Source organism: Burkholderia ubonensis (assembly GCF_902833085.1).
Taxonomy (GTDB): Bacteria; Pseudomonadota; Gammaproteobacteria; order Burkholderiales; family Burkholderiaceae; genus Burkholderia; species Burkholderia ubonensis.
Genome location: NZ_CADFEB010000003.1, coordinates 539,283 through 558,942, shown reverse-complemented (window position 1 = coordinate 558,942; position 19,660 = coordinate 539,283). Strand labels below are relative to the sequence as shown.

Here is a 19,660-nt window from a genome sequence, read left to right as displayed (position 1 = left end):
AGCATGCAGACCGACACGCCCGGCGAACCGCACATCGTCGGCATCCGGCATCACAGTCCCGCCTGCGCGCGGCTGGTGGCCGAGCGCATCCGCGCGCGGCGGCCGCGTTACGTGCTGATCGAAGGGCCGGCCGACTTCAACGGCCGGCTCGACGAACTGTATCGGCCACACCGCCTGCCGATCGCGATCTACAGTTATCTGTCCGGCGATGCCGCGCATTACGGCTCGTGGACGCCGTTCGCCGAGCATTCGCCGGAATGGCAGGCGTTGCAGGCGGGGCGCGAAGTCGGCGCGACGGTTCGTTTCATCGACCTGCCCGCGTGGCATGCGGCGTTCTCGCGGCTGGAGAATCGCTATGCCGATGTCGCGGATGCCGAACACGAGGCGCGCGCCGACGCATACGAGCGCGCGCTCGCCGACACGCTTGCCGTGCAGGGACGCGACGCGCTCTGGGACCACCTGTTCGAGGACGTCGGCGATACGCCGGGCGCGCTGGACGAACTCGCGCAGCGCCTGTCGACCTACTTCTCGCACGTGCGCGACGACGATCCGGGCTCGCTCGGCAATCAGGCGCGCGAACGGACGATGGCGCGCTGGATCGCCTGGGCCGTCGCCGAATCCGGCGGGCGGGCGGACGACGTGCTGGTCGTCTGCGGCGGTTATCACGCGCCGGCGCTGGCGCGACTCTGGCGCACGCTGCCGGCTACGTTGCCCGACACGCCGGAACCCGGCGCGATCGACGGCGGCGCATGCACCATGCTCGATGTGCAGGCGGGCGACGCCTGCGTGCCCGAGACGGACTCGAATACCGCCGACGTGGCCGCGCGCAGCGTTCGCTACGGTTCCTATCTCGTGCCTTACACGTTCCGGCGCCTCGATGCGTTCGCGGGCTACGCGTCGGGCATGCCGTCGCCGGCCTATTACCAGTGGGTCTGGGCGCACGGCGCGGAAGAGGCCGCGCGGCGCGTGCTCGAGAACGTGATGCAGCGGCTGCGCGCGCGCAAGCTGCCGGTATCGACGGCCGACCTGATTGCCGTGCACGTGCGGGCCGAAGGGCTGGCGCGCCTGCGCGGCCACGCGCGGCCGCTGCGTTGCGACTGGCTCGACGCGCTGGCCGGCGCGCTGGTGAAGGACGCGCTCGACGCACCGCTGCCGTGGACCTATCGCGGGCCGCTGCGGGCGGGCACCGATCCGGTGCTGGTCGAGGCGATGGATGCGCTGGCCGGGGACGTCACGGGCGAGCTCGCGCCGGGCACGCCGCAACCGCCGCTCGTCTGCGCGGTGCGCGACGAACTGGCCGCGCTCGGCATCGTGCTGCGCGGCACGCTGACGCTCGACCTGCTGACCGACGAAGGTCGTGCGCGCAGCCGCGTGCTGCATCGACTGGCGCTGCTGCGCGTGCCCGGCATCGTGCGCCGCCAGGGCGCACAGCTCGCGATGTCGGGCGAACGCGACGAGGTCTGGCAGCTCGGCGAGCCGCTCGAGCAGCAGGCGGCGCTGATCGAGGCCGGTGCGTGGGGCGCGACGCTGTCCGACGCCGCCCGCGCGCGGCTCGAGGACGAATTGCGCGCCGCCGGCGGCCGCATCGAGCCGCTCACCGACGGCCTGAACCGCGCCGCGTGGGCCGGGCTGGCGGCACTGAGTACCGCGCTGCTGGACACGCTGCGTCACGCGGTCGCGCGCGAGCAGCGCTTCGAGTTGCTCGCGCCGGCGCTCGGCACGTTGCATACGCTGCTGCGTCATGGCCATCTGCTCGGCATGAACGATGCGCCGGTGTTGCGGATCGTCGTCGAGGCCGGGTTCGATCGCGCGCTGTGGCTGCTGGAACCGGCCGCCGCGCTGGCGCCGGCCGATCTCGATGCGCACCTGCAGGGGCATGTCTCGCTGCGCCGGATCGTGGCCGATGTGCTGGCCGGCGTCGATGATGCTGTCGACACGCCGCTTGCGATCGAACCGTCGCGCGCACTGGCCGTCTGGCGGCGCAAGGCGGCCGATGCGGCCGCGGCGCCTGCGAGTCGCGGCGCGGCGCTGGGTGCGCTGCTCGGTCTCGCCGCGCATGCAGGGGGCGACGACGGCCAGCCGGTCGCCGGCATCGACGATGCGATGGCGCTGCTGCAGGCGATGCCGGCCGCCGTGCTCGGCGATGCGCTCGGCGGATTGCTTGCGCTGGCGCGCGAGACGCTGGCAAGCGCGCCCGCGTTCGTAGCGGGCATGGACGCGACCGTGCGCGCGCTCGACGACACCGATTTCGTGCTCGCGCTGCCGGGGCTGCGCGGCGCGTTCGCGTGGTTGCCGCCGCAGGAGCGCGGGCGGCTCGCGGACCAGGTGCTGGCGCTGCATCAGGCGACGCACCTGTCGCGACGGGTGCTGACGGAGCGGCGCGCGGACGAGGCGTCGCCCGAGGATGCCGCGCACGCGGCACGCATCGAGGCGCAGGTGCTCGGCCGCCTGCGGCGCTGGGGGCTCACGCCCGATCCGGAGGCGTCGTGACGAGCCGATCGACGGGCCGCCGCGCGCCCGGCTTCTCTTTCCTTCACCACGATGTCGCGCCGTTCCGGCCCGGAGCGGCGCGGCGCCTGCGAGTCCTGCCATGCCGCTGAACATTCCCGGTCCGCTCGAACGCTGGCGCCTGCTGCTCGGCGAACCCGCCGAAGCCGCGTGCGGCACGCCGGGCGCGAACGCACTGGCCGCCGATGCGGCGCTCGAATGGCTGTACGGTCGCGACGGCGACCGCGCGCAGCGCGGCGAGCGCGGCGCCGGGCTCGGGCCGTCGGCGCTGAGCACGCCGGACTGGATCAACGCGATCCATACGCTGTTTCCGAAAGAGGTGATCGACCGGCTCGAACGCGATGCGGTCGAGCGCTTCGGCATCGACGAAGTCGTCACGAACCTCGACGTGCTGGAGCGGATCGAGCCGTCCGAATCGCTGCTGCGCGCCGTGTTGCACACGAAGCATCTGATGAACCCGCAGGTGCTGGCCGCCGCGCGGCGGCTGGTCGCCGAAGTGGTCAGGCGCATCATGGAGCGGCTGGCGACCGAGGTACGGCAGGCCTTCAGCGGCACGCGCGACCGGCGCCGGCGCTCGCGGATGAAGATCGCGCGCAATTTCGACTACACGCGCACACTGGCCGCGAACCTGCGCCACTGGCATCCGGAGCGGCGCAAGCTGTATCTCGACACGCCGGTCTTCAACAGTCGCACGCGTCGCCACGTCGAGCCGTGGGACATCGTGCTGCTCGTCGACCAGAGCGGGTCGATGGTCGATTCGGTGATCCACAGCGCGGTGATGGCCGCGTGCCTGTGGCAATTGCCGGGCATGCGCACGCGTCTCGTGGCCTTCGATACGTCGGTGGTCGACCTGACCGACGACGTGTCCGACCCGGTCGAGCTGCTGATGAAGGTGCAGCTCGGCGGCGGCACGGACATCGCGAAGGCCGTCGCCTATGCGCAATCCCGCGTCGCGAATCCCGCACGCTCGATCGTCGTGCTCGTCAGCGATTTCCATGAAGGCGGCAGCGGTTACGAACTCGTGCGCCGCGTGAAGGCGCTGGCCGAGAGCGGCGCGCGCGTGCTCGGGCTGGCCGCGCTCGATTCGGCGGCCGAGCCGGCGTACGACCGCGAGATGGCCGCGCGGCTCGTGAATGCGGGCGCGCAAGTCGGCGCGATGACGCCCGGGCAACTGGCGGCGTGGCTCGCCGAGAAGGTGCAGGGATGAGCGCGCCGATGCGTGACGACCTGCTCGAACTGACGTCGGAGGCGCTGACCGCGCTTGCCAACGCCGGATTCGTCAAGCGCGCGCAGAAGGATGTCGCGGCCGGTGCCGTGCCGGCGCTGGTCGTCGACGGCGACGGCACGGTGCACGCGTCGTTCGAAGACGGCGTGCGCACCAGCCTGCCGCCGGGCCGGACCTTGCGCGACGCGGCGTGCAGTTGCACCGCGAGCGGGATGTGCCGGCATCGCGTGATGCTGGTGCTGGCGTATCAGGCGAGCATGCAGGCGACCGAAGCGGCCGATGCGCGCGCAGACGGTGACGGCGCGACCGAGCAGATCGATACGCATGAGGGAACGATCCGTCATCCGAACGATGTGGTGAACGACGAAACGCGCGACGACTCGGGCGATGCACCAGCAGATGACGATGCGAACGGCGTGCCGTCCGCCGACCGCGCATGGAGCCCCGCCGATTTCGACGATGCCGCGCTTGCGGCGAGCTTCGCGCCGTCGGTGCTCGAACAGGCTGCGGGCATGGCGGCCGCGCGGCCCGTCGTGGCTGTGCAGCCGTGGTCCGGGCCGCGCTCGTCGCCGGTTGCGCGACTGCCGATGTGCAGCGTGCGGTTCTTCTCGCGACGCTCGCTCACGCATGCGCGCTGCGATTGCCGGCAGGGCAGCGGCTGCGCGCATGTCGTGGTGGCCGTCTGGGCATTTCGCCAGGCCGGCGCATTGGCCGACGGCGCGTCGGAGACGATGGTCGAGGTGCGTCCGCCGGCCGGCGAGGAGGCCGCGAGCAACGACGACCGGTCGCCGCTGCGCGACGACGCGGCGCACGCATTGATCGCCGACCTCGACATGCTGGTGCGCGCGCTGTGGCTGGACGGTTCGAGCCAGCCGCCGATCGCGCTGGCCGCGCGCGTGGAGTCGCTGCGCGGCCGCCTGCGCGAACGCGGCTGGCAGTGGGTCGACGATGCGCTCGACGAAGCCTGGCAGCTCGTGCACGCGCAACACGCGCGCAGCAGCCGTTTCGAGCCGCTGCGGCTCGTGCGCGTGCTGGCCGAGCTGTGGGCGCGCCTGCGCGCGGCGACGTGCGCCGCGACGCAGCGCGACGGTGTCGCCGTGCCTGCGCGCCAGATGCTCGGCATCGGCGTGAAGGGCGAGGTCGAACTCGATCATTTGCGGTTGGTGTCGCTCGGCGTCGAGCTGTGGGCCGACGAAGCGGAAGAGGGCGCCAGCGTGCTGTTCGCCGATCCCGACACGCAGACCGTGATGGCGTTGACGCGAAACTGGCCGCGTGCCGCCGACGTCGCGGCCGGCGGTCGTGCGCCGGATCTGGCCGGTCGCCGCGTCGCGGGTTTTCCGTTGCGGCAGATCGCCGCCGGGCAGGTCGTCACGAAAGCGGCCACGCGGCGCGCGAACGGCGCGCTCGACATCGCGGCCGGCGTGCGGCAGACGGGCGTGTTGCCGCTGTCGCCGAAATCCTGGGACGATCTCGTCGCGCCGATCCGCCAGTCGAGCGTCGCGGCGCTCGTCGCGCACCTGCGCGACGCGCTGCCCGATTTCGTGCGGCCGAGGCTGGCGGCGAACGGCGCGGCGGCCGGCGCGGCCGGCGCGGCCGGGTCGCTGCACGTCGTCGCATTCGAGCCGATGATCGTGCGGTCGGTCCACTGGGACGCGGCCGCGCAGGTGCTTCACGCACGGCTCGCGCAGCGCGAAGCGCACACGGCCGACGTGGACGGCGATGCCGATGCGCTGCACGTCGCGTTGCCGCATCGTGCCGTGGCGCCCGGCGCGGTCGATGCGTTGGCGCGCACGTTGTCCGGTGAATGGGGCGCGCTGCGCGCGATGGCGGGCACCGTGCGCCTGCATGCGGGCGCGGCCGTGATGCGGCCGCTGGCCGTTCTGACTGCGCAGCGCGCCGTCGTGCTGCAGACCGAAGCGACGGCGCCGCAACCGCTACCGCTGTCCGGCGCGCGCGAGCCGTTGCCGGCGCTGGTCGCGCTCGCGGAGGACACGCTGGCGCTGCTGGCCGAGTGGCTGCGCCAAGGCATGCGCCATCAGGGCGGCGGTGCGGTCGAGCGCGCGCTGTCGCAGGCCGCGCGGCTGGAGCGGGCGGGCCTCGCGCAGGCGGGCCGGCTGCTGCGCGCGCTGGCCGACGGCTTGCACGCCGCGCAATCGGCATCGATGCAGGCGCAACTGGGTTCGCTGACGCTGCTGCTGCTGGGCATCGTCGAGCAATGACGGCATGACCGTCGATCGGGCGAGCAGGCAGCGCCCGGCATCGCGATTCGTCGCACGGCAGCGCGCGGATCGCGGGATGAATTATCGAGAGGGCGTCGTGGCTGCCTGGCGGCCATGACATACGGGGCGCGGCACCGTGCCGCGCCGTCGATCCGAGTGAGAGGGAGCGGATGCGTCGTTTTGAACTGATCGAAGGCAATTCCAGCAAGTTCTGGGAAGTGGAGCAGGACGGCTCCGGGCTCGATATCCGCTGGGGCCGTATCGGCACCGCGGGCCAGAGCCAGACGAAGTCGTTCGCGGACGACACGAAGGCGCGCGCCGCGCTCGACAAGCTCGTCAAGGAGAAGACCGGCAAGGGCTATGCGGAAGTCGCGGTGGCTGCCGGCGCCGGCATCGGCGCGACCGCCGCGAAGCCGCCGGCGGCAGATGCGGCGGCGGGCGCGCAACCTGCGACGGTGAATGGCGCGCCGGCCGCGCCATCGGCCCAGCCGGCCGCCACGGCTGCCGCATCGGCGCCGGCATCGACTGACTCTTCCGCTCCCGCCCCCGTGCCGCCCGTTGCGGCCGACGGCTTCGATGCACAGTGCGAGCGCGTCTTCGAGACCGTTCGCGCGCAGATCGCGAACGGTGACATGAAGCCCGGCGAGACGTTGACGGTCGCCGTGATCAAGCGCCGCTACGATGTCAGCGACCAGGGCGCGGCGATGGCGTTCGACCTGCTCAAATCGCGCCGCCTGCTGTATGGCTGGGGGACGTCGGCCGACGTGCACGAGCACGCGCAGGCAACGGCCGCGGCGCTTGGCGAGTGGGCGGCGTCCGAGGCCGCCGCCGTCGCGCCGGAGCCCGCGCCGCCCGCGGTTGCCGACACCGGCGCGCCGCCGTGGCTGATGCACGGCGACCCGGTGCGCCTGTCGCCGCAGATCCAGCGCGTTGCCTACGCGTCGCGCCGCTTTCCGGTTGCGGTGAACGTGCTCGACGTGCGCGCCGCATGGCTGAAGATCGAAGGCAAGAACGGTTACTCGATCGACATGAGCGCGACCGATGCGGCGCTGCGCCCAGCCGTCCAGCGCATGCTCGACCGGCTGGCCGCGCGCACGCCGATCGCCGGACCGGCGGCGGATGCCGAGGCCGACGCCGCGCTGTTCGCGCTGGCGCTGACGCTGGGCGACTATCACGGCGAAACCGCGATCGGCGGCCCGGTCGCCGACTATCTCGTCGCGCAATACGGTTTGATCGGTGCGATCGACGTGCTGCTCGACGCGCTGAAGCTCCAGGTGCACGGCGACTACGATCGTCAGGCGCAGCGCCGCGTCCAGCGTTTCTCGACGAACGTCGATGGCCCGGTGCGCGCCAGCTGGCGCGGGCCGATCGCGGGCGGCGAGGCGACGCTGCGCGAGCATCTGGCCGCCGCGAGCGACGCGGACTGGCAGGCCTGCGTCGACAGGATCGAAGCAGGCTTGCCGGCGCTGCATCCGAGCCGCCAGCCGGTGCCCGCGCTGCTGCTGCCGGATGCGCCGGACTTGTCCAACGCACTGGTGCGCCGGCTGGGCGCCGGGCGCGACGTGCCCGAGACGCTGCACTGGATGCTGCTGACCGCGACCGATCCCGATGCGATCGCGGTTGCCGCGAAAATCCGGCCGGACAGCTATGGCCATACGTTCTGGGGGATGGAGCGGATGGCGGCGACCGTGCTGCGCGAGCGCGGCGCGGCGGCGTTCGACGTGCTCGAACGCGGCGCTGCCGACGATGCGGCAGGCGACGCGCTTGCCGCGATCGGCACGCCCGACGCGGTGACCGCGCTGGCGAAGGTCGCCAGCGGTTCGAAGGGCGCGCTCGCGCGCCTGTCGCTGTCGCTGGATCGCTGGCCGGTGGCGGGCATGGTTGCGCTGTCGCGGCTCGTGGCAGCGGGCGGCAAGGATGCCGGGCTGCTGACACCGAGCCTGACGCGCCTGCTGCGCGCGCATACGGCGCACGTCGACGTGCTGCGGCCGTGGCTCGACGCGCCGGCACAGGCGGTGATCGACAGGCTGCTCGCGTTGCTGGCCGGCCCAACCGACGTCGCATCGACCGCCGAGTTGCCGGACGTGCTGGCAGCGCCGCCGTGGCTCGCCGCCCGGCAGAAGAAGACGGCCGCACTGACGCTGGAGCCGCTCGAACTGACGGCGATCGAATGCTGGGACGAAGCGAAGCGCAACCAGGCGAAAACGCCCGACCAGTGGGAGGCGAAGCGGCTCGCCGCCGCGGCAAAGGACGCGATGGCGCTGATCGACGGCCTCGGCTTCGATGCAAGCAAGAAGTACTACGGTCCGCTCGGCGAGGCCGCGGCGAAGGCGCTCCGGCAACGCGACGCGCCGGCGTTCGTCGACGCGTGGCGCGCGATGCTCGACGAGCGCAAGCGCGAACGGTACTTCTGGTACTGGTTGCGCGCCGAGTACCTGACGCTGCTGCCGGCCGGGGTGGGGGTCGAGATCTGGAACGCGATCGCGGGCGAGTACAGCACCGGGTCCGTGGACATGCTGATGGCCACCTTCGGCCTGTCCGCATTGCCTGGCCTCGTCGCGACCGTGCGCAACAAGCCGACGGAGAATTTCCACTACGCGCTGAACTACGGCGCCGTCGAATGCGCGCCGATCGCGGCGCGCGCGTTTGCGAAACTGAAGACGCTGCGCGACGACGGCCGTGCGTGGTTGCTGAAGTTTCCCGAGCACGCGGCCAGCGGCCTGATTGCGCCGTCGCTCGGCAAGCCGGGCGAAGCGCGCGACTGCGCGGGCGCCGCGCTGCGCCTGCTGCAGGCGAACGGTCACGAGGCGTTGCTGATGGACGTCGCCGCGCGCTATGCCGACGACGCGGTACCGCAAGCGGTGCGCGCGGTGCTCGACGAGAGCCCGCTCGACCGTTTTCCGACCAAGCGCGGCAAGCTGCCCGAATTCTGGCAGCCGCGCGGCTGGCGCCGGCCGGTGCTGAAAAACGGCAAGGCGCTGCCTGACGAAGCACTCGATCATTTCGGCCAGATGCTGACGTTTCCGACCAATGAAGGGGTATACGGAGGCATCGACGTCGTGAAGGACGCGTGCACGGCGGAGTCGCTGGCCGACTTCGCGTGGGACTGCTTCAACGCATGGCTCGATGCGGGCGCGCCGGGCAAGGAAGGCTGGGCGCTGACCGCGCTGGGCCTGTTCGGCAACGACGACACCGCGCGCAAGCTGACGCCGCTGATCCGCACGTGGCCCGGCGAATCGGCGCACGCACGCGCGGCGACGGGCCTCGACGTGCTGGCCTCGATCGGCAGCGACGTCGCGCTGATGCTGCTCAACGGCATCGCGCAGAAGGTCAAGTTCCGCGCGCTGCAGGACCGCGCGCGCGAGAAGATCGAAGCGATTGCGGACGCGCGCGGACTGTCGTCCGAGGAGCTGGAAGATCGTCTCGCGCCCGATCTCGGGCTCGACGCGCAAGGCACGATACTGCTCGACTTCGGTCCGCGTGCGTTCCGGGTCGGCTTCGACGAGACGCTCAAGCCGTATGTGCGCGAGACGGGCGCCGACGGCGTGCCGGGCGCGCGGCTCGCGGATCTTCCGAAGCCGAAGAAGACCGACGATCCCGTGAAGGGCAAGGAAGCGGTCGAGCGCTTCAAGCTGCTGAAGAAGGATGCACGCACCATCGCGAGTCAGCAGCTCGCGCGGCTCGAGGTTGCGATGTGCGGGCGCCGCCGCTGGGCACCCGATGTGTTTCGCGCGTTTCTCGCCGAGCATCCGCTGGTGCGCCACCTCGTGCAGCGCCTCGTCTGGGGTGTGTACGAAGTCGACGATGGCGGCAACTTCGGCGGCACGCTGAAGGCCTGCTTCCGCGTGGCCGAGGACGGCACCGCGGCGACGGCCGACGACGATGTGTTCACGTTGCCGGAAGGCAAGACGATCCGCATCGGCGTGCCGCATGCACTGGAAATCGAGCCGGCCGATGCCGCCGCGTTCGGGCAGGTGTTCGCCGACTACGAGTTGCTGCAGCCGTTCGCGCAGCTCGGCCGCGACGTGTACCGGCTGACCGACGACGAGCGCAACGGGCTTCTGCTCGAACGCTGGAAGGGCGTCAAGGTACCGACCGGCCGCGTGCTTGGGCTTGTCAACAAGGGCTGGCGGCGCGGCGAAGCGCAGGATGCCGGCTGCATCTGGTATTTCACGAAGCCGCTCGGCGCGGGCAAGGTGATCGAGCTGTCGCTTGACCCGGGGATCATCGTCGGTTCGGTCGACATGTATCCGGAGCAGGCGCTCGGCGCATTGCAGACCGGATCGCCGTCGAACTGGGGCGGTGTTCGCGAGCCCGACGCGCTGTCGACGCTCGACGAAATCTCGGCGAGCGAGTTGATCCGCGATCTGGAAGGGATGCGCGAATAGCGCGTGACAGCGCGAACGGAATACCGACCTGGGGCGCCCCGTGGAGATGAGCTCCGCCGCCGCGTTGTTTTTCGCGAAATCGCGAGGCGTGCGGAACAGATTTTTTAACGAGTTTGATTTTTATGGATTCGCCGGACTTGAGGCGCATGGACACACCTATCGAACGGGCCTGCACGACGCAGCGTGTTCAATTCTCGTATGCGGGGCAAGTCACCACGCCGTTCAGGCGCTTCTTGATCGAAACGGTCGAGCGCCTGACAGCGCGTGCGAAGCTCGAACACCTGTACCGGCAGAATCGTTTGAATCCGGTCGAAGGCGAGAGTTTCTGGTCCGCCGCCGCTCGTTTGCTCGAACTCGATATCCGCTTCGACGCCGCCGCACTCGCGAGTGCGCCCGCGCAAGGTCCGCTGGTGGTGATCGCCAATCATCCGTATGGCGTGCTGGATGGCGTCACACTTTGCTGGCTTGTCGAGCGGTTGCGCCCCGACTTCCGCCTGCTGGCGAGTTCGGTGCTCATGCAGGCACCCGAGTTGCAGCCCTGGCTGCTTCCGGTCGATCTTTCGATTCGCGAATCCGCACGCGCCATGAACGTCGCCACGCGGCGCAAGGCGCTCGAGCACGTGCGCAACGGCGGCGCGCTGATTGTCTTTCCCGCCGGGCTGATCTCCGTCTCGCCGGATCGCGCCGGCCGGCGGCGCGCGATCGATCCGCCGTGGGGCACCTTTGCCGCGCAGCTTGTGCGCCGCACTGGCGCCACGGTGTTGCCGGTCTATTTCCACGGGCAGAATAGTCGGCTCTTCCAGATCGCGAGTCACATCGACAGGACGCTCAAGCTCGCGCTCATTTTCCGCGAGGTGGGCGCACGTATCGGGTCGTCCGTCACGGTGAGCATCGGCGCACCCGTGCCTTTCGCACAACTCGCCAACGGCCGTGGCGATCGCGCATTGATCGACGAATTGCGTGAGCGCACTTACTCGCTTGCCGAAGGCTGAGCGTGAACGAAAAAAAGGGCGCGCAAATGATGATGTACGCGACGACCTGAGAGAAGGCTGGGTCGGCCATCACGGCCGGCCCGCTTAGCGCGTGCTGATGCGCATCATCATGCCGTGCTGCGGGCGCATGGCCACCCGCACCTGAGGCATGACGCGATGGCCCGGAACCAGATCGAAGCGAAAGCGGCCGAGTAGGCAACGCAGGACCACCAGCATTTCGGTCATCGCGAAGCTCATGCCGATGCACACGCGCGCGCCTGCGCCAAACGGAATATACGCATGGCGTTGGATGTTTTCGCGCGCGGCGCCCATGAATCGCTCAGGATCGAATGCGTGTGGGTCGCTCCAGAGCGTCTGATGGCGATGCAGCACATACGTGGCAACCGTGACGATCGTGCCTGCCGGAATCGCCACGCCGGACAGCGTGTCGTCTTCGTGTGCGATTCGGCTCATCATTGGAATGGGCGGATACAGGCGCAGGGTCTCCTCGATCACCGCGCGCGTTACGGGCAGATCGGTGAACGCCGGGCCTTCGTGCGCGTGCGCATCGATTTCGGCCTCCACGCGCGCGCGCCAGCCGGGCGACTGCGAGAGCAGATAGAGAACCCACGTCAGGGCATTGGCGCTCGTTTCGTGGCCCGCGCCGATGAACGTCACGATATTGTCGTGCAGTTCGCGCTCGCTCATCGCTTGTCCCTCGGCGTCGTGCGCGCTCAGCAGCAGCGTGACCAGATCCTGGGGCGCGGGCGCGCCGCGTTCGAGCAGCGCGCGACGCTGCCCGATCATCTCGTTGACAACGCGCGCGGCGTGCTGCAGGGATTTGCGTCCCGTGAGGCGATTCAGGCGCGGCAGCCAGTCCGGCAAGCCGACGAGGTCGAAGTAGTCAAGCCGTCCGAGCGTTTCGAGGTAGTGCGCGATGGCCTGCTGGAACATCGAAGGCTCGCACGCGAGTCCCTGGCCGAACAACGTGTGCTCGAGGATTTCAAGCGTGAGGCGGCCCATTTCAGTGGCGACGTCGAGCGTGTGTTCGCCGCGGGCGCGCGAGACATGAGCGATGCGCTCCGCGCATTGCTGCGCTGCCGCCGCCTGTGCAACGGCGAACGCCTTGACCCGCTGCGGCGTGAACAGCGGGGCCATCATCTGGCGCTGTCTGCGCCATGCATCGCCATTCGACGTGATGATGCCGACACCCAGTGCCGGGCGCAGCAGACGCAGTTGCAACTCGTTTTTCTCGTAGTTGCGCACGTTGTCAACGAAGATGCGACGGATCGCGGCGGGGTCGTTGACCAGCGCGCGTCGATCGACGATGGTCTTGCGAAGCTGCATCGGCAGTCGGAAATCGTCTTCGCACCAGATCTCCAAAGGATTGCGGCGAAGCGTGAGCAGCAGCGCGAAGGGGCCGAGCGGTGACTTGTGCGGCGTCGGCGAAGGGGGGTAGAAACGCGTGGGCGAAAGCAGGTTCATCTACGAAGGGCGAAAGCGTTCAGCGCTGCGGCAGTCGGGCGGATGCCGCAGCGTTGCGCGCGAACTGGATCATGCCGAAGACGCCGTGCACGGCAAACAGCACGAGGAGCGCGGCGGGCACGGTGTCGCTCATCGTGCGATCGCCGTGCAGCAGCGCGGGCAGCGCGAGCGCCAGCGCGCACCAGGCGGGCAGCGCCCAGCGCTTGCCGTCGCAATGCGCGCCGAGCGCAATCGTGCCGGCCAGCGTGCAGCCCATCAGCATCCAATGCAAGTCGGAGTGGGCGTGATGCTGCGTATTTAGCCAGCAAATGAGCATGCCATAAAGGAGCAAGCCCCCGCTGGCCACGAAGACTGCACTCACACGCGCCGGCGAGCCATGTTCGCCGGCTGGCCACCTCGCGCCCGCGAGCCGCAACAGCAGTTCGTGACTCGCGCGCAGCGGGTTGCGGCTGTTCGCAATGCCATCGACGCCGTAACGGGCATCGACGTGATCGTCGTCGGCTCGGGTGAAGGTGCCGAAGATTTTGTCCCACAGAAGAAAGGTGCCGCCGAAGTTGCAGTTGAAGAACTGCGGCTCGGCGCGATGGTGCACACGGTGATGTCGCGGCGTGATCAGAAAGCGGTCCAGTACGCCCGCCGACCGCACGAGGCCGCTGTGGTTGAAGAACTGGACGGCATAGTGGAACGACGAAATGGCGACGTAAATATCGAGCGGCAAACCCAGAACGGCCAGCACGCCGGTGAACGGAGAATCGGTGAGCGACGCATACCAGGAATTGCGGTTACACAGCGAGAGATTGAAGTTTTCGCCCTGGTGGTGAACGACATGCACGGCCCAGAGCAGCCCGAATCGATGGTGCGCGCGATGCCGCCAATAAAAGCAGAGATCCCACGCGAACAGCGCAAAAATCCACTGCGCGGCGCGCGGCAGGCGGTCGATCCAGTGCAGGTTTAGATGCGCGAGAACGGCTGCGTAGGCCGCGATTTCGACACCACGGAAGGCCCACATCAGGATATGGCCGGAATTGAGGTTGAAGACGAGTTCCGGCCAGACCGTGCGTTCGCGGCGCATCATTCTCAGCAGGAGTGCTTCCGCGAGAATCAGGCCGCCGCCCACGGCACAAGCGATGGCGGATGGACTCATGCTGGACAATACCCCGGTGTCGCAAATGTCATGGCTTCACGAAGCTTGCAGGCATCGCAAATCATGCGCTTACCGAAACAGACTCAACAGCAACAAAACCGGGCGGATAGTGACGGGTTCCGCGGACGGATTCAAGGTGAGACGAATCTTATAGACTGCGTAGGCGGGAACCTCGCGCCAACTTGAATACAGGTCAAGTGCGCGAAATTCATGCGGATATGCGCCGAATATCGTAAGCGCGTTGGCACCAACACGTTCGACTGCGAGACGTGCACGCGGAAGATGATAGTACTGGCTGATTAGCATGACGGATGCAAGATGCTGCTCGTGCATATACGCCGCCAGATGGCGAGCGCTAGCGAGCGTGTTGTCGCCGGCATTGTCGGCGATGATTGCCGTCTCCGGTACCCCGCGTGCTGTCAGATATTGCTTCATTGCAACCGTTTCGTCGCCGAGCGGCGCATCGATGCTTCCCGTTACGAACAGCCGGCCACACATTCCTGCCCGGTAGCATTGTATGGCTACGTCAAGGCGTTGGGCCAGAATGGGAGCGGGCGTCCCATCGCTGTCAAGCGCGTTGCCAAATATGGCGGCGACTTCAGCCTTGCCATCCGGCATCGAAATACCAGCCACGCAGATCACAACGGCCGCAAGAGCCCACGCCAGGGCAAGCAGCATCGTCACCTTCTTGAACAGCCAATATATCGTCTTTGCGTATTTCATATTTCATGCCGCTTCGAAGCGCCGGCATCGCGCCGACAGAGTTCACTCGTGCCGTTTTTCCAGGTAGCCGTACCGCTCCCATCCTGCCAGTTGTCGGCAGTTTCTCGTTGCTGGAATGAAGCAGCACGAGCTTGGGTACCAACAGAATGCGCAGCAAACACAGCAATAGGAGCCAAGATACGCAATCCACGCATGTATCCGTGATCTTTGATGTTTCTGTTGGTATTCACTTCAGCGTAAGCCGCAGTCCGGCTCATCTGGAACCGAAGTCAACGTTGCGTTGACCGGAGGAATGGTTCATTGTCCCTGGAAGCTTCGCGGCTTATAGGAGGTACCGTCCCAGACCGCGCGTTTAACGGTCTTACCCGTTTTCGCCTGGGCGGCTCGAGTGCGGATCAGCAGATCGTAGTGGTCGAGCGTCATATTGGGACTGAAGCCAAGAACGTATTCTTCGTTGCTGGTATTTTCGCTGTCGCAGCCTGCCTCCTGGTCGTCTGTCGGCGCCTTGGCCGTGCCTGCGAGCTTCTGCGCGCAGTCCGCTGCACCATCCTTGTCGTAGACGGACGACAAGGTCAGCGCGCTGAAGATCGGCGTCAGCGCGCTGCCGCTGAAGCGGTAAAGATTGATGGCCTCGTAGTTGTCGCTGTGTGCCGTGGAGTTGTAGTCGTCAAGAATGCGTACGCCGAACGCAGTCTCCTGCATACTGATGCGATAAGGAATCAGGTCGAGCTGGAGCGACAGATGCCAAGGCGGAAAACCGAAGTCATCGAGTTTTTCGTGGGAACTGCGCGCAAGCAGATGAAAATCGTGACCGGTTCGACGCAGTACGCCAGTCCACAGTTCTCTCCGATCGTCATCGTGAGGCACGGGCAGCAGTGCCGCGACAACCCACACGTCGCCGCTACCGGCGGGTGCGTGCAGCCATCGGGCAAGGACAACGCTATCCGTAACATCGGCAGCGTTGTCCGCACGCCCAATCAACGCCGTAAGCGCGTCGGCCTTGTCTTGCGGGTCGACCGTACCGGCTGCGCAAGCAGGGTGGATGATCAAGAGGGCGCACAGTGAAAGCAGAAACGTTCGAAGCACGTTTGCCGAAATAACACGGGTACCGCAGGCGGTCGTCAATTGAGGGGTACCTTGTCTGGATTCGTGCGGATCACTTTTGAGATCATCACGGCTGACCGGGGACGCCGTGATTCTCACAACTCGGGAACGTTTGCTCCAACCATTCTAGCGTGTGAAAGGCCTGCCGAACTGAAATGTCGCCATATCGTCAGGAGCCGCGTGTTGCGCACTTCGATCATGGATGGGATTCAGCCGATTCCAACTCACGCATTCAGAGCGAGAGCGCGGGAAAGAGCGATTATTTCCGGTGGCGGCACAATCACTTACAAGGATCTGCAGTTACGCGAAGACGAAAACGCGGCTCGGCTGCTGTCGATTCCGGGGATCGGTGTCGTCACGGCAAGTCTTCTCGCGTCCGAGATCGGGAACGTTATAAACAACCTACATTCTTCGACATCGCGCAGGCTGAGCTGGAAGCGGAAATACCACCGCACGGCCTGAGCAATGGTGGCCGCAGGAAACCGGCGTCCACGATAGAGCGAGGTCGTTTTCATGTCGTTATCCTACGCCAGCGTGACAATGCCGGTGCGTCGTTAAAAGACCGCGTACCTTGAGCGAGGGATTGGGCACGCGGACCGGCATGCTGGACTGCAGCTAAAAATGCTTTGCTAGCATTAACGGTTCGGCGTCACCCCGGTGGGCTTGGTGGCGGCGGTGGCGCTGCGCAACTCGCCCATGGTGGACAGCAGTGAGCCTTGCATATCGTCGCCATCCAATGACCAACTGAACACGCCGCCCAGCTGCTGGGCTTTGACATAGCCCAGCTTGGTGCGGATCACATCCGGTGTGTCATAACTCCAGAACTGCGTGCCGTCATAGCTCCACAGCTGCTTGGTGACGGGATGCACATAACGCGCGCCTGCGCGGCCCCCCAGCACACGATAGTCCTCGTAACCCGCCTCGTAAGTGCCGGGCGCGGGGCCGGTGGCGCTTTGATACAGGCCATTGCCATTAGGGCCGGCGGCCACGCCGGTCCAGCCGCGGCCATAGAACGGGATGCCCACATTGATGCGGTTGCGGGCCAGGCCAGCGCTGACCAGGGCATTCACCGCGTCGTCGATATCGTAGAACTTGGCGTCGTTCTGGGCCGGATTGGCCGGATCCGGGTAGAGGTTGGACTGGAAGTTGGTGGGGCCTTGCGCTTCCCAGCCGCCATGGAAGTCATAAGACATCACATTGGCCCAGTCCAGGTAAGCGCCGTAGTTGCTCGGTTCGGTATTGCGGATTTTGTCCACGCCAGCGCCCAGCGCGGCGGAAAGGTAATAGCGACGCTTGTTCTGCTGGCCCAGCGCATCCAGCTGACGGCGGAACTCCGCCAGCAGCAGGGTGAAGTTTTGCTTGTCCGCCGCGCTGTAATGATTGGTGGGCAGGCCACCGGCCACCGGGTATTCCCAGTCGATGTCAAAGCCGTCAAACACGCCCAGCGCCACACCCTGTCCCCCGGCGTTTTCTTGTTGCGGCAGGTTGCCCTTGATGTAGAGGTTGATGCAGGAGGAAACCAGCGCCTGGCGGCTGGCGTCGCTGGCGGCTACGGTGGAGAAGTTCTTGGACCAGGTCCAGCCGCCCAGGGAGATCAGCACCTTGAGCTGCGGATTTTTCAGTTTCAGCTTACGCAGTTGGTTGAAGTTGCCGCGTAGCGGGGTGTCCCAGCTGTCTGCCTGGCCGTCCACGGACTCCGCCGCGGAGACGGTGCGCTGGTAATCCGCCCAGGCGTCGCCGCCATCGCCATTGCCGCTTTCCGCCACCGTGACCATGCCGCACTGGCCGTTGGCGTAGACATTGCCAAAAGCGTAGTTGAGCACGGTGAGTTTTTTATCGCCGCCGCTGGCCGCCAGGTTTTTCACAAAGTACTGGCGCTGATAAATACCCCATTGGGTGAAATAAGAGCCCACGTTGTAGCCCACGGTGGGCGTGGGTTCCGGCGGCACGCCGCTGCCTGAGCCGCCGCCGCTGACAGGCGCACATGAGTTGGCGGCGCGCTGCTGCCAAACGGCCCCTTGGCTGGCTGTAGGCGTTTCCCCTCGCGTCCACCATTGCGCTTGCCAGGTTTGGCCGTTGTACAAGGCGTAATCGCCCGCGTTATAGATCTGGCTGGATTGCCAGGCGCTGCAGCTGGGCAGGGCATAGGCCGCAGAGCTGGCCACGATGAGGCTGCTCGCGCCGATCAGGGGCAGGCAGAGGCGGTGAATCGAACGTTGCATTACATTCTCCTTTGCTTTATGGCGGATGCCGGTGACGAAGCCTGGCTTACTTTGGTATGCATTTGGTATTAAATTGGTATCAGTATTGGCCAGGATTTGGGAAATGCAAGGAGAATTTCGGGGCGCTTCAGAAAATCTATGGTCACCCCCTTTTTTGCAAGACTGATTTCGATGTCGTTGTTGGCTTGCGTAAATCTATTCGGCGTCGTTCAGGGGAATGACTCCCCGCGCCACGATGAGATTCGCGCCTGGCGGTCCTAAAAACGGAAGCAGTCTGGCATAGGTGCTTGGAAAACGATTATTTAGAAAAATCCGGCAATGACAATGTGATAACTGTTAAGTCAACCTGAATACGCTGTTGAAGCGCATCGTATTCTTGAACATCGGCACGGATATGCATTTGAATGCGTAACAATGTCCACGGCGGGGCCCTGCGCGAGATCCGCGCTCGCATCGCTCTGCGTGGCACGCGCCGCGGCGCGACGCCGCGCGCGAAATTCGCGATCGGCGACGGCGACGCGGACGTCAGCGTTCGTGACGTTGACTGGCCGGCCAATATCAACCAGACCCCATTAAAACTTTGCTAAATCACCTTATGTCAAATATGGTGACTACCATACTAGACAGACCTCCACTTATCCGTATTGCACTGCCGTTCAACATGAAAACGGTATCGGCTTCGTTGCCCAACTGAACCGGCCGGACCTGCGTCGACGGCAACCGCCGGTCAACCGCTCTCCGCTGCGGCGAAGTCGCCGGGCGGCAACGGTCGGTTCACCACGTCCTGTGCCTCGGCGCGCGTCAAGCCGAGCGTCTGCAATACCATCGCCGCGGCACGCTCGGGGAGCCGGCCCTCGTCTCCCACCCGCTTCCTCGTCCCGCCCGCAGCAGTGTCCGCCGCGTAGGACTCCGCCGCGATCGCCGCCAGGATCGTCCCCGTCATCGCGAGCACGCTCATGAACGGATCACCGACGACGAAGCGGCGTGCCGCGATTCCGCGCTCGCAGTCCCGCCGCAAGCGCCGGCCCAGCCCGTGGTCGAGCGCGCGCACCGAGAAACCCTCCCGCATCAGAAACTGCCCCCAGAGCCGCTCGCGGCGCGCGCGCATCAGCGTGTGACGCATGCAAACCGACACGACCTCGGCCGGATCCGACAAACCGCTCGCAAGACGCTCGAGCCCGTCCGCGAAATCGTCGAACACCCACTCCGTCAGCGCGGCGAAGATCCCGTCCTTCGATTCGAAGTGGTAGTAAAACGAACCGAACCCCACATCCGCCGCCTCGGTGATCTCGCTGATCGCGACGTTGTCCCTGCCCTTTTCCGCCATCAGGCCGAACGCCGCCCGCAGCAAGCGCATACGTGTCGCCTGCTTGCGCCGGGCACCGCGCGGCTGGCGCTGTTCCGCGTCGCCCGCTGACTCGTTCGGGAGACGCGGCCAGGCCGGTTCGTCGTCCACGAGCGCGCCTTCCCTGTCCAAAAGAAATTTCTGCATGGCGCAATTCTAGATCGATCTCTCATACTTGACAACATTATCAGGTATGAGTCTAATCTCGAAAATCACAGAGCCGGTTCCCGTCCAGACACTGTGTCGGACCCTTGCTAGCGAGCGTCGGTGACGTGCAGGCGGCCCCGTCGGCACGCTCGGCGGCCATCGCCGTGCGCAAGCCGCGC

General features: G+C 66.8%; 12 protein-coding genes and 1 pseudogene. 6 read left to right on the top strand and 7 right to left on the bottom strand.

Annotated elements, in window-relative coordinates; all coding sequences use genetic code 11:
* Positions 1–3: 3 nt before the first annotated feature.
* The 5 genes from HWX31_RS09965 (at position 4) to HWX31_RS09945 (ending at position 11,332) form a co-directional block, all read left to right on the top strand.
* Positions 4–2,490 (top strand): DUF5682 family protein, encoded by a 2,487-nt coding sequence (locus tag HWX31_RS09965; protein ID WP_174958923.1) that lies wholly within the window; start codon positions 4–6, stop codon positions 2,488–2,490.
* A 100-nt stretch (positions 2,491–2,590) separates the two neighbouring features.
* Complete coding sequence (locus tag HWX31_RS09960; RefSeq protein ID WP_059761107.1) at positions 2,591–3,715, top strand: vWA domain-containing protein; 1,125 nt, start codon at positions 2,591–2,593, stop codon at positions 3,713–3,715.
* A gap of 8 nt (positions 3,716–3,723) precedes the next feature.
* A complete protein-coding gene (locus tag HWX31_RS09955; protein ID WP_244143706.1) occupies positions 3,724–5,952 on the top strand; it encodes an SWIM zinc finger family protein in 2,229 nt (742 codons plus the stop codon).
* Between the two features lie 170 nt (positions 5,953–6,122).
* Positions 6,123–10,340, top strand: coding sequence for a WGR and DUF4132 domain-containing protein (locus tag HWX31_RS09950; RefSeq protein ID WP_174958919.1), 4,218 nt, complete (start codon positions 6,123–6,125; stop codon positions 10,338–10,340).
* A 146-nt stretch (positions 10,341–10,486) separates the two neighbouring features.
* Positions 10,487–11,332, top strand: a complete 846-nt coding sequence (locus HWX31_RS09945) for a lysophospholipid acyltransferase family protein (RefSeq protein ID WP_174958917.1) — start codon at positions 10,487–10,489, stop codon at positions 11,330–11,332.
* 84 nt (positions 11,333–11,416) lie between these two features.
* Here HWX31_RS09945 and HWX31_RS09940 read toward each other — a convergent pair whose 3' ends face one another.
* The 6 genes and pseudogenes from HWX31_RS09940 to HWX31_RS09915 form a co-directional block, all read right to left on the bottom strand.
* A complete protein-coding gene (locus HWX31_RS09940; protein ID WP_174958914.1) occupies positions 11,417–12,796 on the bottom strand; it encodes a cytochrome P450 in 1,380 nt (459 codons plus the stop codon).
* 19 nt (positions 12,797–12,815) lie between these two features.
* Positions 12,816–13,940, bottom strand: a complete 1,125-nt coding sequence (locus HWX31_RS09935) for a sterol desaturase family protein (RefSeq protein WP_174958911.1) — start codon at positions 13,938–13,940, stop codon at positions 12,816–12,818.
* Positions 13,941–14,009: 69 nt separating this feature from the next.
* Entirely contained in the window at positions 14,010–14,663 is a 654-nt protein-coding gene (locus HWX31_RS09930) for a YdcF family protein (protein WP_244143705.1), read from the bottom strand.
* 297 nt (positions 14,664–14,960) lie between these two features.
* Positions 14,961–15,713 (bottom strand): hypothetical protein, encoded by a 753-nt coding sequence (locus HWX31_RS09925; protein WP_174958908.1) that lies wholly within the window; start codon positions 15,711–15,713, stop codon positions 14,961–14,963.
* Between the two features lie 461 nt (positions 15,714–16,174).
* Positions 16,175–16,282: pseudogene (locus tag HWX31_RS09920) on the bottom strand (IS6 family transposase); the annotation flags it as partial.
* Positions 16,283–16,402: 120 nt separating this feature from the next.
* Entirely contained in the window at positions 16,403–17,989 is a 1,587-nt protein-coding gene (locus tag HWX31_RS09915; protein ID WP_174958905.1) for a glycosyl hydrolase family 18 protein, read from the bottom strand.
* Between the two features lie 404 nt (positions 17,990–18,393).
* Here HWX31_RS09915 and HWX31_RS09910 point away from each other — a divergent pair, with 404 nt between their 5' ends.
* Entirely contained in the window at positions 18,394–18,576 is a 183-nt protein-coding gene (locus HWX31_RS09910; RefSeq protein ID WP_174958902.1) for a hypothetical protein, read from the top strand.
* Positions 18,577–18,716: 140 nt separating this feature from the next.
* Here the strand turns inward: HWX31_RS09910 and HWX31_RS09905 are convergent, their stop codons facing one another.
* Positions 18,717–19,346: a TetR/AcrR family transcriptional regulator gene (locus tag HWX31_RS09905; RefSeq protein WP_174959057.1), complete on the bottom strand. Its 630-nt coding sequence runs from the start codon at positions 19,344–19,346 to the stop codon at positions 18,717–18,719.
* Between the last annotated feature and the right edge of the window lie 314 nt (positions 19,347–19,660).

Coding starts and splice junctions, on each gene's coding strand:
- HWX31_RS09965 (WP_174958923.1), top strand. CDS start 4: ATGCAGACCGACACGCCCGGCGAACCGCACATCGTCGGCATCCGGCAT.
- HWX31_RS09960 (WP_059761107.1), top strand. CDS start 2,591: ATGCCGCTGAACATTCCCGGTCCGCTCGAACGCTGGCGCCTGCTGCTC.
- HWX31_RS09955 (WP_244143706.1), top strand. CDS start 3,724: ATGCGTGACGACCTGCTCGAACTGACGTCGGAGGCGCTGACCGCGCTT.
- HWX31_RS09950 (WP_174958919.1), top strand. CDS start 6,123: ATGCGTCGTTTTGAACTGATCGAAGGCAATTCCAGCAAGTTCTGGGAA.
- HWX31_RS09945 (WP_174958917.1), top strand. CDS start 10,487: ATGGACACACCTATCGAACGGGCCTGCACGACGCAGCGTGTTCAATTC.
- HWX31_RS09940 (WP_174958914.1), bottom strand. CDS start 12,796: ATGAACCTGCTTTCGCCCACGCGTTTCTACCCCCCTTCGCCGACGCCG.
- HWX31_RS09935 (WP_174958911.1), bottom strand. CDS start 13,940: ATGAGTCCATCCGCCATCGCTTGTGCCGTGGGCGGCGGCCTGATTCTC.
- HWX31_RS09930 (WP_244143705.1), bottom strand. CDS start 14,663: ATGAAATACGCAAAGACGATATATTGGCTGTTCAAGAAGGTGACGATG.
- HWX31_RS09915 (WP_174958905.1), bottom strand. CDS start 17,989: ATGCAACGTTCGATTCACCGCCTCTGCCTGCCCCTGATCGGCGCGAGC.
- HWX31_RS09910 (WP_174958902.1), top strand. CDS start 18,394: ATGCGTAACAATGTCCACGGCGGGGCCCTGCGCGAGATCCGCGCTCGC.
- HWX31_RS09905 (WP_174959057.1), bottom strand. CDS start 19,346: ATGCGCTTGCTGCGGGCGGCGTTCGGCCTGATGGCGGAAAAGGGCAGG.